Source organism: Pseudomonas fildesensis (genome assembly GCF_001050345.1).
Lineage (GTDB): Bacteria > Pseudomonadota > Gammaproteobacteria > Pseudomonadales > Pseudomonadaceae > Aquipseudomonas > Aquipseudomonas fildesensis.
In genome coordinates this window covers 169,784-185,891 of sequence record NZ_LFMW01000003.1, presented here as the reverse complement: position 1 = coordinate 185,891, position 16,108 = coordinate 169,784, and the positions used below count along the sequence as shown (strand labels likewise).

Annotated in this window: 15 protein-coding genes; 6 read left to right on the top strand and 9 right to left on the bottom strand. The window is 62.5% G+C overall.

Annotated features, from left to right (window positions below):
• Positions 1–70 precede the first annotated feature (70 nt).
• From cfaB to hflK (ACR52_RS06250), 8 genes are all read right to left on the bottom strand, one after another.
• The gene (cfaB, locus tag ACR52_RS06285) at positions 71–1,255 is read right to left on the bottom strand and encodes a C17 cyclopropane fatty acid synthase CfaB (protein ID WP_048721899.1); all 1,185 of its coding nucleotides are present in this window, start codon (positions 1,253–1,255) and stop codon (positions 71–73) included.
• Between the two features lie 85 nt (positions 1,256–1,340).
• A complete protein-coding gene (locus ACR52_RS06280; protein WP_048721898.1) occupies positions 1,341–2,129 on the bottom strand; it encodes an HvfC/BufC N-terminal domain-containing protein in 789 nt (262 codons plus the stop codon).
• Positions 2,120–2,965 carry an MNIO family bufferin maturase gene (gene bufB / locus ACR52_RS06275; RefSeq protein WP_048721895.1) on the bottom strand — a complete coding sequence of 282 codons (846 nt, stop codon included), beginning with the start codon at positions 2,963–2,965 and terminating at the stop codon, positions 2,120–2,122. The genes ACR52_RS06280 and bufB overlap by 10 nt, the downstream gene beginning before the upstream one ends.
• Positions 2,966–3,032: 67 nt before the next feature.
• Complete coding sequence (gene bufA2, locus ACR52_RS06270) at positions 3,033–3,284, bottom strand: BufA2 family periplasmic bufferin-type metallophore (protein ID WP_048721894.1); 252 nt, start codon at positions 3,282–3,284, stop codon at positions 3,033–3,035.
• 116 nt (positions 3,285–3,400) lie between these two features.
• Positions 3,401–5,287, bottom strand: a complete 1,887-nt coding sequence (locus tag ACR52_RS06265; RefSeq protein ID WP_048721892.1) for a cation-translocating P-type ATPase — start codon at positions 5,285–5,287, stop codon at positions 3,401–3,403.
• Positions 5,284–6,318, bottom strand: a complete 1,035-nt coding sequence (hflK, locus tag ACR52_RS06260; protein ID WP_048721889.1) for a protease modulator HflK — start codon at positions 6,316–6,318, stop codon at positions 5,284–5,286. Before hflK (ACR52_RS06260) ends, ACR52_RS06265 begins: the two co-directional genes overlap by 4 nt.
• Complete coding sequence (gene hflC, locus ACR52_RS06255) at positions 6,315–7,301, bottom strand: protease modulator HflC (protein ID WP_048721887.1); 987 nt, start codon at positions 7,299–7,301, stop codon at positions 6,315–6,317. The genes hflK (ACR52_RS06260) and hflC overlap by 4 nt, the downstream gene beginning before the upstream one ends.
• Positions 7,302–7,313: 12 nt before the next feature.
• Positions 7,314–9,239 carry a protease modulator HflK gene (gene hflK, locus ACR52_RS06250; protein WP_048721885.1) on the bottom strand — a complete coding sequence of 642 codons (1,926 nt, stop codon included), beginning with the start codon at positions 9,237–9,239 and terminating at the stop codon, positions 7,314–7,316.
• Between the two features lie 185 nt (positions 9,240–9,424).
• Here hflK (ACR52_RS06250) and ACR52_RS06245 point away from each other — a divergent pair, with 185 nt between their 5' ends.
• The 6 genes from ACR52_RS06245 to ACR52_RS06220 are packed head-to-tail and all read left to right on the top strand — an operon-like array spanning position 9,425 to position 15,111.
• Positions 9,425–10,048 carry a CDP-alcohol phosphatidyltransferase family protein gene (locus ACR52_RS06245; protein ID WP_048721883.1) on the top strand — a complete coding sequence of 208 codons (624 nt, stop codon included), beginning with the start codon at positions 9,425–9,427 and terminating at the stop codon, positions 10,046–10,048.
• A gap of 10 nt (positions 10,049–10,058) precedes the next feature.
• Positions 10,059–11,813, top strand: coding sequence for a bifunctional alpha/beta hydrolase/class I SAM-dependent methyltransferase (locus ACR52_RS06240; RefSeq protein WP_048721881.1), 1,755 nt, complete (start codon positions 10,059–10,061; stop codon positions 11,811–11,813).
• Between the two features lie 2 nt (positions 11,814–11,815).
• A complete protein-coding gene (locus ACR52_RS06235) occupies positions 11,816–13,114 on the top strand; it encodes a phosphatase PAP2/dual specificity phosphatase family protein (RefSeq protein ID WP_048721879.1) in 1,299 nt (432 codons plus the stop codon).
• Positions 13,104–13,547, top strand: coding sequence for a hypothetical protein (locus ACR52_RS06230; RefSeq protein ID WP_048721876.1), 444 nt, complete (start codon positions 13,104–13,106; stop codon positions 13,545–13,547). The genes ACR52_RS06235 and ACR52_RS06230 overlap by 11 nt, the downstream gene beginning before the upstream one ends.
• Before the next feature lie 9 nt (positions 13,548–13,556).
• Positions 13,557–14,177, top strand: coding sequence for a lysophospholipid acyltransferase family protein (locus tag ACR52_RS06225; protein WP_048721873.1), 621 nt, complete (start codon positions 13,557–13,559; stop codon positions 14,175–14,177).
• Between the two features lies 1 nt (position 14,178).
• Positions 14,179–15,111 (top strand): phosphatidate cytidylyltransferase, encoded by a 933-nt coding sequence (locus tag ACR52_RS06220; RefSeq protein ID WP_048721870.1) that lies wholly within the window; start codon positions 14,179–14,181, stop codon positions 15,109–15,111.
• A gap of 153 nt (positions 15,112–15,264) precedes the next feature.
• On the opposite strand, the gene ACR52_RS06215 is transcribed toward ACR52_RS06220, so the two are convergent.
• Positions 15,265–15,630, bottom strand: coding sequence for a hypothetical protein (locus ACR52_RS06215; RefSeq protein WP_048721869.1), 366 nt, complete (start codon positions 15,628–15,630; stop codon positions 15,265–15,267).
• Between the last annotated feature and the right edge of the window lie 478 nt (positions 15,631–16,108).

Sequence of the window (16,108 nt, the reverse complement as noted above, 5' to 3'; positions counted from 1 at the left end):
CGGTAAACCCCTGTGGGGAGCGGGCTTGCCACAACAAGCCCGCTCGGCACAAAAAGCCCGATCCAGAGATTCAGCGGTAGATATCTTCGCGCGTCCACGGCAGTTCATGGCTGCCATCGGCGTGAGGTTTCACCGCCAGAATCTGGTGCAGGTTGATCCAGCCTCGCGCAAACGCATAGGCGCAACCGGCCAGGTACAGCCGCCAGATACGCAACGCTTGCTCCGGCACCATCTTCGCCGCCGCTTCCAGGTTGTCTTCCAGGCGCTCGCTCCAATGATCCAGGGTGCGCGCGTAGTGCAGGCGCAGGCTTTCGACGTCGACCACTTCCAGCCCGACCTCACTGATCTCGGCAGTCATCATCGCCAGGTGCGGCAGTTCGCCGTTGGGAAACACGTAACGCTCGATAAACTCCCCGGCGCCTCGGCCCACGGGACGGCCGTCGGTGTGCTTGGCGGTAATGCCATGGTTCATCACCAGGCCGCCTTCACGCACCGCGCCGAACAGGGTTTTGCAATATTGCGCCAGGTTGGCATGGCCGACGTGTTCGAACATGCCCACGCTCACCACTTTGTCGAAACGGCCGTCCTGGGGCAGGTCGCGGTAATCCAGCAGTTGCAGGTCCACATGGTCTTCCAGGCCCTCGGCTTTCACCCGTTCCCGGGCCAGTGCCAACTGCTCCTTGCTCAGGGTGATGCCAAACACCTTGACCCCGAATTCCCGCGCCGCAAACCTCGCCAACCCACCCCAACCGCAGCCGACATCAAGCAAATATTCCCCAGGCTGCAGCCGCAATTTGCGGCACAGGTGGCGAAATTTATCTTGCTGGGCCTGGTCGATGGATTCGCTGCCGGTTTCGAAATAACCGCAGGAATACGCCATGTCCTGATCCAGCCACAGCTGGTAGAACTCGTTGGACAGGTCGTAATGGTAGGAAATTGCCGCTGCGTCGGTGGCCTTGTCGTGGATCGAGCGCACCGGACGATTGACCTCGCCGTCGTCGATCAGGGCGTGACTCAACTCGTCACACACCCGAATCACTTCGGCGATGGAGCCTTCCAGCTCCAGTTTGCCCTCGACGAAGGCCTCGCCCAGTGCGTTGAGCGTTGGATGGGTCAGCTTGGAAACAACCGTGGGGTCCTTCACCACGATGGTCACACTGGGCTCGGGGCCCAAGTTGAATTCATGGCCGTCCCAGAGTCGCAGACGCAGCGGTAGCTGAAGATTCTGTAAGGCCGGTGGAAGTTGCGCGAGCATGAGTAGTCCCCCTTGTTTCAGACGTCTGCAGTGAGGGTAGACCCTGCGTAACAAAGTAGGAGGCTATCGATTTGATAGCCCACTTCTATGGGACTCGGCGCTGAAGCAAACCGTCCTGGACCCACTGTTTCAGCCACGTAACCGCTTGCAGGGGTGCACCCTCTCCAAAAGTGACTGCCAACGCTGAGCACAGTTCTGAAAAATTCCAGCCGGTGGTCACCATTCCTGCCAGGGCGCACATTTCGGCGGGTTCCAGACTGCGGTAATGGCACACATTCTGGTGTCGCCATACCAGGCAGATATGTGCCGGGGCCAACGCCTGGCTATCAGGAAAGTCCGACTCAGCCTTGCTGGCGCGCCAGATCGCCAGCGTGTTGAAGCGGCAGAGTAACTGCTGCACCGAAGGCGCCAGGGTGACCTGCAAACCCGGCCAAGCTTCTGGCGGCAGTTGTGCCATGTCATTCAGGGTCAGCGGCTGTCCCTGCGGCGCATCGAACGCCAGGGTAAACGCCCATTCCAGGCGCGCCAGTTCCGCCAGCGGCGCGCTTTGCCCGGCCACCAGATGCTCAAGGATAAACGCTGCAAACCGCTCCCCCAGCCAGCGCAGACTGTAATGAGCAGACGGATAACGACGCACGTAGGCCTCGGTCAACGCCGCAAATTCATCATCCCCCAGCCAATACCAGATCGCGCCGAAGTCATGCCGCAACACCTCCTGCAACCGCGACAGGTAGGCGTTGTGGTAAATCGCCAGGCCGGTTTCGACATCCAGGGTCGGCCCACCCAGCAAGGTGGCGGCAAAGCCACTGTTGGCAATCTGGGTTTCAGATAACAGATGCTGCTCGAAGGCCAGCTGCCAATCGGTCAGGCGCATAACGCTCTCCTGGCCAAGGCCGTCGCCCCCAGTTCGCGGGCCTTGCTCAACTCGGTGAGCAGTTCTTCGAACGGCGGGAAATGGTCATCACGCTCCAACAGCGTCGAGACGGGCCCCAAGTGTTCCAGGGTCTGTTGATAGAGCGCCCATACCGGATCGCACACCGGGTGGTCGTGGGTGTCGACCACGTAATCGCCGTAGTCCATATGCCCCGCCAGATGCAGCTGGCGGATACTCTCGGGCGGCAGGTTGCGGATAAACGTCCAGGCGTCGAACCCGTGGTTACGCGAGCTGACATACACGTTGTTGACGTCCAGCAACAACTGGCACCCCGTGAGATGAGCCAGGGCATTGAGGAATTCCCACTCGGTGAAATCATCCGCCTTGGCGCGCACATAGCTGGAGACGTTTTCCAGTACCAACGGGCGCTGCAGCACGTCCTGTACCTGACGAACACGCCCGGCCACGTGGTAGAGGCTTTCTTCGGTGTAAGGCAGCGGCAGCAGGTCATGCAACTGGTGCGCGTTGCCACGGCTCCAGCACAGGTGATCGGAAATCCACGCCGGCTGAATGCGCTCGGCAAGCTGCTTGATCTGTTTCAGGTAATCGGTATCGAGGGCATGCGGCCCGCCGATAGACAGGGACACGCCGTGCATCACCAGGGGATAACGCTCGGCAATCGCGTCCAGGTAGTACAAGGCTTTACCGCCCTGCACGAGGTAATTCTCGGAGATCACTTCGAACCAATCCACGGCCGGCGATTGTTCGAGGATCTGCTGGTAGTACTCACTGCGCAAACCCAGGCCGTAACCCAGACTTGGAAGGGAAGCGGACATAAGACACTCCAGGGGCAAAGTGTCCGCAGCGGTGGGGACAGCCGCTGCGGGAGCACTCGGTTGCCGGTTACTCGCCGACTTTGCCGCCTTTCTCGTCGCACATTGCCTTGCTCATGGACTGGAAGCCCTGGCCCTTGCAGGAGCCTTGACCTTTGCACGCGTGGTCTTTGGTCTTGCAGTCGTTCTGGCCTTTGCAGGCGTTGACGCCATAGCAATGCACGTTGGCGTCTGCGGCTTGTACCTGAGTAGCAACGCCGGCAAACATCGTAGCGGCGGCCATTGCGAGAGCGGCACCGGCAGCTGCGGATTTAATGTTCATTCTTGTATTCCTCATGATCGGTAGTGGAGTCGGTCTGAACGGATTGTTCAGTCTCGACACACCACTAGAGTGAGGTCCCTTATCCGCGTTACAGCCGTATGCAAAAAATCCGAAAATCATTCGTCGAGCTTCGACAGCGGCTCCTGGAAGCGCAATAAACGCCCGGCATTGCCCAACACCAACAACGTGCTGAGGTTATGCAGCACCGCCGCAATCATCGCGCCCGCCGCGCCCAGCCAGCCAAAGGCGGCAAACACGACGATGGCCAACGTCCAGCCCAGGCCGATGATCACATTGACCTGCAACGTCTGCCGACACTGGCGACTCAGCCGCACACAGGTACCCAAGCGGCGCAAGTCACTGCCGATCAACACCACATCCGCCGACGCCAGGGCGATATCCGCCCCACCCGCGCCCATCGCCACGCCGACTACACCGGCCTTCAGCGCCAGGGAATCGTTGATGCCATCGCCCACCACCATCGGCCGAAAGCCGCTGCCGATCTCCCCCAGCACGCGGTTGAGCTTGTCTTCCGGCAGGGCCTGAGCCACGACATCGCTGATGCCCACGTCCAGCGCCAGGCTGTCGGCGACGCTTTGGCGGTCGCCGGTGAGCAACAGTTGGCGACCAAGACCCAGGTCCCGAAGTTCTTGCAGGGCCTGGCGAGCCTCCGGTTTGACGCTGTCGGCCAGCAACATCCAGGCGAGGAATTGCCCGTTCAGCGCCAGCCCGGCAATCGGGCCGTCATGGTTCGGAACAGGGGGGGTGACGACGCCCAATTGCGCGAACAACTCCGGCCGCCCCAGCGCCGCTTCGCCCTGCTCGGTCTGCGCCACCACACCCAGGCCTTGGCGTTCGCGAATGTCGGTCAGCGCCAAGCGTTGCTCCTGGGTCGCCAACCCCGCCAACGCGCGGCTGACCGGGTGACTGCTGGCCGAGCCGAGGCTGGCCGCCAGGTTCAGCAACACCTGCCGGTCCACAGCGGTGGTCTCGATGGACTGCAAACGCAGCGTGCCGAAGGTCAGCGTGCCGGTCTTGTCGACCACCAGCGAGGTCAGGTCCGCCAACTCTTCCAGAAACGCCGAGCTGCGAATCAGAATCCCATGGCGCGCCGCCACGGCAATCCCGGCAATCGCCGTGGCCGGTGCCGACAACACCAGCGCGCAAGGGCACGCCGCCACCAACACGGCCAACATCGCCTGGGCGTCATTGGTCACAAACCAGGTGACCGCCGCCAGCAACAGCACCAGCACCATATAGCTGCCGGCATAACGTTCCAGCAACCGGGTGATCGGCGGCTTGGAGCGTTCGGCGTTCTGCATCAGCGCGATGACTTTGCCCAGGGTCGACTCGTTGCCCGTGCGGGTCACCTCAAGGCGCAACAAACCGTCGAGGTTGATCGCCCCGCCAAACACCTGCACGCCCACACTGGCTTCCAGCGGCACCGATTCGCCGGTAATCGGCGCCGTGTCCAAACTCGCCTGGCCCGACAGCACCACCCCATCAGCGGGCACGCGGTCACCGGCGCGCACTTCGACGATATCGCCGGTGTTCAGCGTGCCGTTGTCGACCTCGAGAATGGTGCCGTCGGCCTGCACCAGGCGTGCATGGCTGCGGGTCAGTTTGCCCAGGGCGTGGATCGCTTCCTGGGAACCGATCACGCTGCGCTCTTCCAGCACATGCCCGAAAATCATGATGATCGGCAGCAGCGCGGCGGTCAGCAGGTCGCCAGTGGCCCAGGCGCCGAGCATCGCCAGGGCGATCAGTTGGTCGGTGATGCCATGCAAGCTCGGATAACGCAGGCTGTACCAGGCCGAACGCATCACCGGCACCGCCACCAGCAGCGAGGCAACACCCAACAGTAATTGGCTGACGCCGTTCTGGTCCGGCGCCAGCCAGCGCCACACCAGGCCCAGCACAAGTAGTCCCAAGGCGAGCATGGCCAGGGTCAGTTGCCGGGCAGCGCTGCGCTGCTCGGCGGAAGTCAGCATGGGCGCGCTCATTGTTCGGCTCCCTGAATGATCAAGCGGGAGTCGTCTTTGGGATCGACCGTGGTCACCGAGCCGGCCTGGCCGAGAATCTTCGGCAGGCGCTCGCGGTACAGCCGCAGCAACAAGCCTGGGTCTTTGACCTGAGCCAGGCTGGCGACGGTGGCGGTTTGCGCCTGGGCATTGGCCAGGCGCTCGCTGGCCTGGGCATGGGCGACTTGCACCAGGCGATCAGCCTCCTGGTTGGCGTTTTGGGTGAGTTTTGCCGCTTCGGTACGCGCGTTGGCCACGGCCTTGTCGGCTTGCTGACTGGCGGTGAGTACCGCATTAAAAGCATTTACCGCCGGGCTCGGCAGGCTCGATTGCACATCGACGCGAGTGGCTTCGATGCCCAGGCCCAAGCCGCTGGCGGTCAACTCCGCCAGGCGCTTATTGATGCCTTGTACCAGATCGCCGCGCAGCCGCTCACGGCGCTCGGCGGCGCCGTTGTCGGTACCCATCAGTTCCGGGCGCGCTACCAGAATCGTGTCCAGGTCCCGCGCCGCCGTCAGGGCCACGGCGCTGCGCGTCACCAACCGATCCAGGGCCGGCAATACATGTTCGCCCTGCAACACAAACGCGTAGGGCTCAGTGACCTTGTAGAACACCCGCACATCCAGCTGCACCACACCGGCATCGCCGGTCAGCAGGTAGCCAGAACCGGCCAGCGCATCGCTCAGCGGCGTGGCAAAACTGGCCACGCGGTCGGCCTGGGTCGCGGCGTCGGAACGCAGTAGGTTCTCGACCCGCCGCTCAATCACCCGGTCGGCCGCCGGCAACAGCACCACCTGCTCGAACGGCTGCGGCCACGCCAACAGCAGCCCGGCATTCTGAATCCGGTCTAGGGCACCGAAGTGCAGCACCACGGCACGGTTCTGCGGATCAATCTGCCGCACATTGGAAAACGCCCACGCCAGCGCCGCCAACACGGTCACCGCGTACAGCGCCAGGAAGGTCAGGCGTCCGGCCTGGATCCACGGGCTGTCCGGGATGTCACGCATCGTCATGGCTGAACGTCCTTCGGCCCGTCCACCAGCGCGCGGAACGGCGCGGCATCGGTGCGCAGGATGATCTTGGTGCCCGGCGTTACCACCGTGCCCAAGGTGTCGAGGGAACGCAGCAGGTTATATAACTGCGGATTACCGGCGTAAGCGCGGCCATAAATCTGCGCGGCTTCGACCCGCGACTGCGCTTCGATATCGGCGGCTTTCACCGTGGCGTCGGCCTGCACGATCCGCGCATCACGCTCGGCGGCGGAACGAATCTGGGCCGCCTCGCGCTTGCCCACGGCAGTGCGTTCGGTGGCGATGGTTTCGCGCTCGGCGCGCATGCGGTCGACGGTGGCGGTGAGCGTCACCGACGGCAAGGTCAGCCGTTCGATGCCCACCTGCGCCACGCGCACGCCGTAGGTGGTGAGCAATTGTTGATCAATCTGCTGACGCAACTGCGCCTCGAAATCGGCGATGCGCACCTGGCTGGCATCGGTGTTGATCAGGCTGGACAGGTCGAAGCTGGCGGCGGTGGTTTCCAGCGCCGAGCCAACGAAGGTACGAATCTGCCGCGCCGCTTCATCCGGCTGGTTCTGCACCGCGCGCATAAAGCGCTGCACATTATCGGCATCGCCCTGCACCTGCCACGCCACGTAGGCCTGCACGATGATGCGCAGACCATCGCGGGTACCCACATCCTGCAAACCGCTGGAGGTGGTGCGCAGGCGCAGGTCCACCGGGATCGCCGCTTCAAACGGCGCCGGCCAACGCCAGCCCAGGCCCGGTTCCAGCAGCACCCGCGCCGGGTTGCCGAAGCGGGTAATCACCGTGGCTTCGCCGGAACGCACCTGCACCAGGCTCGCCGCCGCGACGGCAAACAGCACCAGCAACACGGCCCAGGCCATGCGCCGCCAAGGAAACGGGCCGGCCGGTTGTTCATCACCGTGATGGTGATGAGGGTGGCCGTGGTGGTGACCATGATCGTGAGAATGAGCGCTCAACAGACAGACTCCTTATTGAACGGCTTTACGCGGCACCGAGGGATCGGCCGGCAAGGTAAAAGAACGCAGATCGATCGTCGGCGCGCCATTGGCGCCCAGGCGGTGATCCAGAATAAGCAGCTTGGCGTGGGCCAGGCCCTGGCTCAGTTGGCCGAGGTACTGCTCCAGCACAAAGGCTTGGCCGGCCGTGGCGTAGGCCTTTTGTTCGGCGGTAAACCGCAGGTCGGCCGCTTGGGCGCCGGCGTTCACTTCGCGGGCGGTGGCCAGGGCCTGGTCGCGGGCGGTACTCGCTTGCAGCAAGGCCTGGTTGGTTTGTTCACTGGCGGCACCACGCTCGCGGGCGATCAGCGCCTGCGCGCCAATCTGCGCGGCTTGCACACCGTGGTAGGCGTTGGCCGCACCGGCCGGTGGGTGGATGGCTTCTACCACCGTGGCGAGAATTTCCACACCAGTGTCGAGCTTTTGCAAGTCCGCTTGCACGGCGCGACCGATTTCGTCGGCGAGGCTTGTGCGTTGTTCGCCGAGCAGTTCGTCGAGGGTACGCGAGGCAAAGTCATGCACGAGGATCCGGCTGGCGGTGCTGCGAATCAGGATGGGTACATCGGCGCTGTTATAGGTGGCGGCGAGCGCGGCGTGGTCGGTCAGGCCGATACGGTAGACGAACCGCACGTCCATATTGACGATCTGGAAGCTCTGCTTGTCGCCGCTGCTGCTGGCGATAACCTGGGATTTGTCATTCACATGGCTGGCGTCCCACAGGCGGTTGGCGATCAGCGGCGCCGGGCCTTCGGCGGGGGCCAACTCGGGGGTGGCGGCTTCGCTGACGCTGGTCGCCAGTTCGTGCACCACACCGTTTTCCACGCTCAACACGCGGCCCAGAGGCCATGGCAGCCCGGCATGCAGGCCGGGGCCAAAGACCTCCACCGGCTTGCCGAAGCGCTCATAAATCCCACGGCCTTGCAGGGGCACTTCATGCACGCCGGTCAGCGCCCAGCCGACAGCCAGCACCACCAGCAACACCGGCAAAAATGCCCGGCGCATGTAGGTAAAGGCCCATATCTGACGCAGGTCGATGCCGAAGCGGTTGTGCAATTCATGCTGCAAGGCCTGCAAGGGTTGCGGTGGCCAGCACAGCAGTCCGGCAATAAAACTGTGCGCCATCAGGCGCGGTTCAAGCCGCGGCTGGCGCGGGCTGAACAGCGATAGCGCGCCCCTTAACAGGAACTCCAGCGCCACCAGCGCCGGCAACAGGCCAATCAGTGTCGCCAGGCGCAACGGCCAAACGGATTGCGCACTGGCAAACAACAGGCAAATCGCACTGACCACCAGGCAGATAATCGCCACGCGGCTCAACTGCGCAAGCGGCGAGGCTTCCGGCCATTGCGCGGGGGTTTCCTGGGCCAGCCGACGCTCGAACACCAGCAGGCCAAAAGCCAATGCCAACGCCAGCGCGGCGCCGACGCTTGCGGATTGACCGACTGCCGCAGCCGGCAAGGCCAGGCTCCAGAATTCGATGATGCTGACCAACGCCAGCAACGACCAACCACCCAGCCACAGCACCGGTGCACCGATCTGGGCCAGCAAGCCGCTGCCAAACCGCTCGACAAGGCGTGCGTGCCAGCCCATGTCTTTGCTGAGCGCTGCGTTCAGTTCAACCGGCGCCTCTTCCATCGCCTGGGCACGCCAATCGGCCACCCACCACGCCGATTGCAAGCCGGCCACCAGCACCAGCAAGGCCGAGGCGCAGTTGATCAACACCACCGGCCAGATCGACAACGGCGCAAACAGCGCGACAAACAGCGCCAGCACCCAACCGGTAATGGCCAGGGCCGTCAAACTGATACCGGCTTGCCTCAATCGACGGGCATGGAACAGCCCTTGCTGAAAACGCGGCAGGCCTTCAACCGAAGCGCCGTCAGCTTCTAGATCCACTTGCATCCCCGACATGTCCACTTGTACATAATTCGTTACGATATAACACACGGCGTGAAATTTTTGTTCGCTGTTAAGCAGACCGTGACTAAACCCCCATAAACACGCGCTATCACTGGTGCAAGCAACGTTAAATCGGCACACTCCAAACAGTTTTTCGCGGGCCCACGGACAAGGAAGCGTCACCCCCCATGATTTCGATCTATCAGCTCAAGCCGCGTTTTCAAAACCTGCTGCGCCCCCTGGTGCAGCGCCTCTACGACAACGGCACCACCGCCAACCAGATCACCGTGCTCGCCGGGGTCATTTCCGTGCTGGTCGGCCTGCTGATCGCCAGCTTCGCCCAGCACCTCTGGCTGTTTGCACTGATCCCGCTGTGGATGATCCTGCGCATGGCCCTCAACGCCATCGACGGCATGCTCGCCCGGGAATTCGGCCAGCAGTCACGTTTGGGCGCGTACCTCAATGAACTGTGCGACGTGGTCGCCGACAGCGCGTTGATCCTGCCCTTCGCATTGATACCCGGCGTGAGCCTGGCGCCGGTGCTGCTGGTGGCGCTGCTGGCGGTGTTCAGCGAATACGCCGGCGTGCTCGGGCCGATGGTGGGTGCGTCACGCCGCTATGACGGGCCGATGGGCAAGAGTGACCGCGCATTTGTACTTGGCGTGCTGGCTACCGGCGTTGCGCTGGGCTGGCTCGGCGCTGGTTGGGTCGAGACGGTGATGTGGCTGGTCGCCGCCCTGCTCGCCTACACCCTGGTCAACCGGGTGCGTCAGGGCCTCAAAGAAGAACAAAACATTTCCCCTTCTGCATAAGGATTTTGCGATGCGCGAACAGCAAGAGCACACCTTCAGCACCCATGATGGCGTCGAGCTTTTCTACCGGCACTGGCCGGCCACGGCGCCCGCCGGCGACGAGCCGCGCAAGGCGATCCTGCTGTTCCATCGCGGCCACGAGCATTCGGGACGCATCGCCCACCTGGTGGATGAACTGGACCTGCCGCAGTTCGACTTCTTCGCCTGGGACGCCCGTGGCCACGGTCAATCGCCCGGCGAACGTGGCGACAGCCCGAGCTTCGCCACCAGCGCCCGCGATGTGCAGACCTTCTGCGACCACATCGGCGCCACCTACGGCCTCGTCGAGGAAAACCTCGCGGTGATCGCCCAAAGCGTCGGCGCGGTGATCGCAGCCACTTGGGTGCACGACTACGCGCCGAAGATCCGCTCCCTGGTGCTCGCCTCCCCGGCGTTCAAGGTCAAGCTGTACGTGCCATTCGCGCGGCCTGGCCTCGCGCTGATGCGCAAGTTTCGCGGCAACTTTTTCGTCAACAGCTACGTTAAGGCCAAGTTCCTCAGCCATGATCCGGAACGCGTAGCGTCCTACGACAGCGACCCGCTGATCACCAAGGCTATCTCGGTGAATGTGCTGCTCGGCCTGTACGAAGCGGCCGACCGCGTTGTAGCCGATGCCCAGGCGATCCAGGTGCCGACCCAGTTGCTGATCTCTGGCTCCGACTTCGTGGTGCACCGCAAACCCCAGCAGCAATTTTTCGAGCGCCTCGGCAGCCTGAAAAAGGAGCTGCACGTCCTCCCCGGCTTCTTCCACGACACCCTCGGTGAACGTGACCGTGCCGTGGCCGTGAACAGCGCCAAGCGTTTTATCCTGCAGAACTTCTTACACCCGCTGGACCGCGCCTCTCTATTGGACGCCGACAAACTGGGCGCCACCTGCGCCGAGTCCGAATCCCTCGCCGCGCCGCTGCCGCGCAACTCCCTGCGCGACCTGTACTGGCGCATGACCCGCGCCAGCATGGGCCTGGGCAAGAATCTGTCGGACGGTGTAAAGCTGGGCTTCGACACCGGTTTCGACTCCGGCAGCACCCTGGACTACGTGTACCGCAACACGCCCACCGGCAAGGGCGGGCTGGGGCGGATGATCGATACCAACTACCTCAACTCCATCGGCTGGCGCGGTATTCGTCAGCGCAAGTTGAACGTCGAAGAGCTGCTGCGCCTGGCCATGGCCAAGTTGCGCGCGGATGATCGCGAAGTGCGCATCGTCGACATCGCCGCCGGCCACGGCCGTTACATTCTCGAAGCCTTGCAGGGCGTGTCGCCGCTGCCGGAATCGATCCTGCTGCGCGACTACAGCGACATCAACGTGCGCGACGGTGGCGCGCTGATTCGCGAAAAAGGCCTGGGGGATATCGCGCAGTTCGTCAAAGGGGATGCGTTTGATCGCGCAGATCTGGCGGCGCTGACGCCCAAGCCGACCTTGGCGGTGGTGTCCGGGCTGTATGAACTGTTTGCCGATAACGCCATGGTCGGCGGTTCGCTGGCCGGTCTGGCCGAAGCGGTGGAGCCCGGTGGTTACCTGGTCTATACCGGCCAGCCATGGCACCCGCAGCTGGAATTGATCGCCCGCGCGCTGACCAGCCATCGCCAGGGCCAGGCCTGGGTGATGCGCCGTCGCAGCCAGGCAGAAATGGATCAACTGGTCGAGGCGGCGGGTTTCCGCAAAATCACCCAGCGTGTGGATGAGTGGGGCATCTTTACCGTATCCCTGGCGCAGAAGATCTGAGCATGCGCGAACCCGGTTTATTGAAACCCGCCGTCCTGTGGCTGCTGCTGTTGGCGCCGCTGTTTTTCAGCACCTACGGCTTTGCCACTTGGGTCACCAGCCAGCGCAGCGATGTCGGCACGCTGGTGTTCGGCTGGGAAACCCACATGCCGTTCTGGGCCTGGACCATCGTGCCCTACTGGTCCATCGACTTGCTCTACGGTTTCTCCCTGCTACTGCCCAACAGTCGTCATGAACTGAAGCAACACGCGCTTCGCCTGCTGTCTGCTCAAGTGATCGCCGTGAGCTGCTTCCTTATCTGGCCGCTGCGCTTCACCTTCGAACGGCCCGAACTGGATGGCGTATTCGGCTGGCTGTTTGCCGTACTGGCCGGGTTCGACAAACCGTTCAACCAGGCGCCGTCTCTGCATATCGCACTGCTGGTGATCCTGTGGGTCATGTACCAGCGCCATACCCAGGGATTGTGGCGCTGGGTGGTGCATGGTTGGTTCGCGTTGATCGGCATTTCAGTACTGACCACTTATCAACATCACTTTATCGACTTACCCACAGGCGCCCTCGCCGGGTGGTTGTGTGTGTGGCTGTGGCCGCTGGAGCATCCGAGCCCGCTGCTGAATGCGCGGCTTACGCGGGATTCGAAACGTTGGCGGTTGGGAGTCCGCTATGGCCTGGGGGCATTGGCGTTGATCGTTCTGGCGTTTACGTTGGGTGGCTGGTGGCTTTGGCTGCTGTGGCCGGCAGTGTCCCTGGGCCTGATCAAGGCCAACTACCTCGTGCTTGGAGCCCCGGGCGTTCAGAAACGTGCCGACGGTCGACTGACGCCCGCAGCGCGCTGGCTCTACGCGCCCTACTTGGCGGCCGCGTGGATAAACTCACGCCTTTGGACACGCCAGCATCCACAACCCGATCTGATTGTGGATAACATCTGGCTCGGGCGGATTCCCACAACGGGCGAGCAGAATTCCTTCAAGGCCATTGTCGACCTCTGCGCAGAATTACCGATTAATCCACAGGGCCGCGCCTACCAATGCGTTCCCGTGCTGGACCTGATCGCCCCGACACCTGCCGAATGCCTGCAAGCCGCACACGCCATAGAGCGCCTGCGTGTAAACGGTCCGTTGCTGGTGTGTTGCGCCCTCGGCTATTCGCGCAGCGCCACTGCCGTCGCCGCCTGGCTACTGCACAGCGGCCGCGCCGCCACGGTCGATGAGGCACTGGCTATTATTCGTACAGCGCGGGCCCATGTGGTCCTGCATCCCGCTCACCGTGAAGCTTTGGAGGGTTTGCCCCATGCCCGCTGATATGGAACTCCAGGTGGTCGCCAGCCTGCTGCGCCGTGGCCGCTCGCTGGATCAGTTATCCACAGGCCTGACGCTGGTTGGCGTGTTATTTGGCCTGGTCCAACTGCTAATGCCCAGTGTCGCGCCCATCTGCCTGCTGCTCAGCCTGTGGATGATTATTCTGGGCCTGCTGCAAAAGTATTCGGCGCTGCGCGTGGCTTTCGACGCCGACCTGTTCGCCCTGCTGGCCCGCGACACCGAACGCACCCCGGACCTCGACCAGGCCCTGCAAACCCTCGGCCTGCAATCGCCCAAACGCGCCGGCCGGCCCTGGATTGAACGCCGTCGCGGCGCCCTCAAACTGTTGCGCAAGCAAGCCTGGCTGTTGGGTGCGCAAGTACTGCTGACCCTGGCCGTGATCCTCGCCAGCCCTTGGCTACCTTTTGCCGGATAAGGAATTCCCATGTTCGAACCCGTGGTCGCCACGCTGATTACCTCAATGGCACGCACCGTCACCGGCGCCCGTAGCTTGTGGCTTGGCTGCGCGCCGGTACCGGTACAACGCATCTACTTCGCCAACCACAGCAGCCACGGCGACTTCGTCTTGCTGTGGGCGTCGCTGCCGCAAAACCTGCGCAAATTCACGCGCCCGGTGGCCGGCAGCGATTACTGGAACAAGAGCGCCCTGCGCCGCTACATCATCAACCGGGTGTTCAACGGCGTATTGATCGACCGCGAACGCAAGGACCCTGTGGATAACCCTTTGCAGCCCATGCTCGCCGCGCTGGAAGGCGGCGACTCGCTGATCATTTTTCCCGAGGGCACGCGCAATCTGGAAGACGGCTTGCTGCCCTTCAAAAGCGGCCTCTATCACTTGGCGAAAAGTTACCCACAGGCTGAACTGATTCCGGTGTGGATCGCCAACCTCAACCGGGTCATGCCCAAGGGCCGCGTACTGCCGCTGCCCCTGCTGTGCACCACCAGCTTCGGCGCGCCGCTGCAATTGGAAGAGGACGAAGACAAAGCTGTATTCCTCGCCCGCACCCGCGACGCCCTGCTCGCCCTCGCCCCGGAGCACTCCTGACATGGATAGCCAAACCCTGATGTTGTTCGGCGGGATCGGCGCGATCCTGGTGCTGGCCTCGCTGATCGGCCTGACCCTGAAATGGCGCACTCGCGGCACCCAGAACGCGGTGATCGACAACCTCAACGCCCGCATCAACGCCTGGTGGGTCATGGTGGTGGTGATCGGCATCGCCTTCTGGCTCGGCACCGGCGCGGTGATCCTGCTGTTCTACGCAGTGTCGTTCTACGCCCTGCGCGAATTCCTCACCCTCACCCCCACCCGCCGCAGCGACTACCCAGCCCTGGTAGCAGCGTTCTACCTGGCCCTGCCGCTGCAATACCTGCTGATCTACGCCGACTGGTACGGGCTGTTCTCCATTTTCATCCCCGTATACGTGTTCCTGCTGCTACCGATCCTCGCCTCTCTCGGCGGCGACAGCACGCACTTCCTGGAACGCGCATCGAAGGTGCAATGGGGGCTGATGATCGCGGTGTTCTGCGTGTCGTTCGTGCCCGCCCTGCTGACCCTCGACATCCCCGGCTATGAAGGCCGCAACCTGCTGCTGATCGCCTACCTGGTGATCGTGGTGCAACTGTCGGACGTGCTGCAGTACGTGTGCGGCAAACTGTTCGGCAAACACAAGATCGCGCCCAACCTGTCACCGTCGAAAACAGTCGAAGGCTTTATTGGCGGCATTCTGCTGTCCTCCCTGATCGGCGCGGCGCTGTGGTGGACCACGCCGTTCAACCCGTGGCAGTCATTCTTGATCGCGTTGCTGATCAACCTGCTCGGTTTTGCCGGCGGCATTGTGATGTCGGCCATCAAGCGCGACCGAGGTGTGAAGGACTGGGGGCATATGATCGAAGGGCACGGCGGCATGCTGGATCGGCTGGATTCGGTGTGTTTTGCGGCGCCGATTTTCTTCCACCTTGTTCGTTACTGGTGGACCTGACTTCCTCCACCGATCATTCCCACGCTCTGCGTGGGAATGCATCCTGTGACGCTCCGCGTCAGCCCTTTAAGAGCCGACGCGTGGGAACGATCTATATCAATTGCTGCGCCATTTCCCTCGTCTCTCTGAGGTTTTTCGCTGGTTGTTTTTGACCTATGTAGCCAGCTCAACGTAGCTCGATTCCCCGCCTCCGCTCGCACCCGACAACCAACCCCACACAAAGCTCAGGGTGGTAAGCCCGGCGTGATCAACGCCAACCGTGCCACGCGACCAGCCTGCCAGCAGCTCACCCTCCAGCGTCAGGCACTGATAAAGCAGCTCAATGGTATCGGCACCTGTTGCGCGCCCGACTTGCGTGCCCATGCGAATCCGGCCGCCTTGGTAGGTACCGGAAATGGCATCCCCTTCGACAAGGTAATGAAACACCGTGCCTGTGCCGGATAGCCCATGGGTGTTGTTCGCTACGACAAATCGGCGATTGTTCAAACGTTCGCCGATTTGGGGAAAGGAAGGTTGCATCAACGTCGCGTCCTTGCGTTGGGGCCTGGAGACCCGACGAGTTGATCTTAAGGATTAAAAACTGTCTCTGGTAGTCCCAGAAATCCGGGCGCTCCGAGCAGGGGCGTTGACGCTCTAAAAACTGTCCCGACGCTCGGAATTCCGCCCTTGATCCATGCGGCAGGGATTAAAAACTGTCTCAATCCTCGGCATTGGTTCCCACCTGTTGCCGGCAGCGCCGTCACCTTCGCTAGGAGGATCGCTTTAGAGGGGTTTGTAGTCAGCCTTCATTCCATGGGGCTGTTTTGATCCTGGAAAACACGCCCCAACTGGTCATTGCAAATAAAAACTGTCGCATCAGACGCCTAAGATACGGGTCCGCGTTCGGGCGTCATTGATATCTAGAATCTGTCGCAACCACCGGAAATTTCTCCATGACACAATGCATCAAGTATTAAAAACTATCGCAACCTTCCAGCCTACTGCAATATTGCCATAG

Excerpts from the sequence above, each read along its gene's own strand:
- hflK (WP_048721889.1), bottom strand. The coding sequence starts at position 6,318 with ATGACGATGCGTGACATCCCGGACAGCCCGTGGATCCAGGCCGGACGC.
- hflK (WP_048721885.1), bottom strand. The coding sequence starts at position 9,239 with ATGCAAGTGGATCTAGAAGCTGACGGCGCTTCGGTTGAAGGCCTGCCG.
- ACR52_RS06230 (WP_048721876.1), top strand. The coding sequence starts at position 13,104 with ATGCCCGCTGATATGGAACTCCAGGTGGTCGCCAGCCTGCTGCGCCGT.
- ACR52_RS06265 (WP_048721892.1), bottom strand. The coding sequence starts at position 5,287 with ATGAGCGCGCCCATGCTGACTTCCGCCGAGCAGCGCAGCGCTGCCCGG.
- bufB (WP_048721895.1), bottom strand. The coding sequence starts at position 2,965 with ATGTCCGCTTCCCTTCCAAGTCTGGGTTACGGCCTGGGTTTGCGCAGT.
- ACR52_RS06245 (WP_048721883.1), top strand. The coding sequence starts at position 9,425 with ATGATTTCGATCTATCAGCTCAAGCCGCGTTTTCAAAACCTGCTGCGC.
- ACR52_RS06215 (WP_048721869.1), bottom strand. The coding sequence starts at position 15,630 with ATGCAACCTTCCTTTCCCCAAATCGGCGAACGTTTGAACAATCGCCGA.
- ACR52_RS06235 (WP_048721879.1), top strand. The coding sequence starts at position 11,816 with ATGCGCGAACCCGGTTTATTGAAACCCGCCGTCCTGTGGCTGCTGCTG.
- bufA2 (WP_048721894.1), bottom strand. The coding sequence starts at position 3,284 with ATGAACATTAAATCCGCAGCTGCCGGTGCCGCTCTCGCAATGGCCGCC.
- ACR52_RS06220 (WP_048721870.1), top strand. The coding sequence starts at position 14,179 with ATGGATAGCCAAACCCTGATGTTGTTCGGCGGGATCGGCGCGATCCTG.
- ACR52_RS06280 (WP_048721898.1), bottom strand. The coding sequence starts at position 2,129 with ATGCGCCTGACCGATTGGCAGCTGGCCTTCGAGCAGCATCTGTTATCT.
- cfaB (WP_048721899.1), bottom strand. The coding sequence starts at position 1,255 with ATGCTCGCGCAACTTCCACCGGCCTTACAGAATCTTCAGCTACCGCTG.
- ACR52_RS06240 (WP_048721881.1), top strand. The coding sequence starts at position 10,059 with ATGCGCGAACAGCAAGAGCACACCTTCAGCACCCATGATGGCGTCGAG.
- ACR52_RS06225 (WP_048721873.1), top strand. The coding sequence starts at position 13,557 with ATGTTCGAACCCGTGGTCGCCACGCTGATTACCTCAATGGCACGCACC.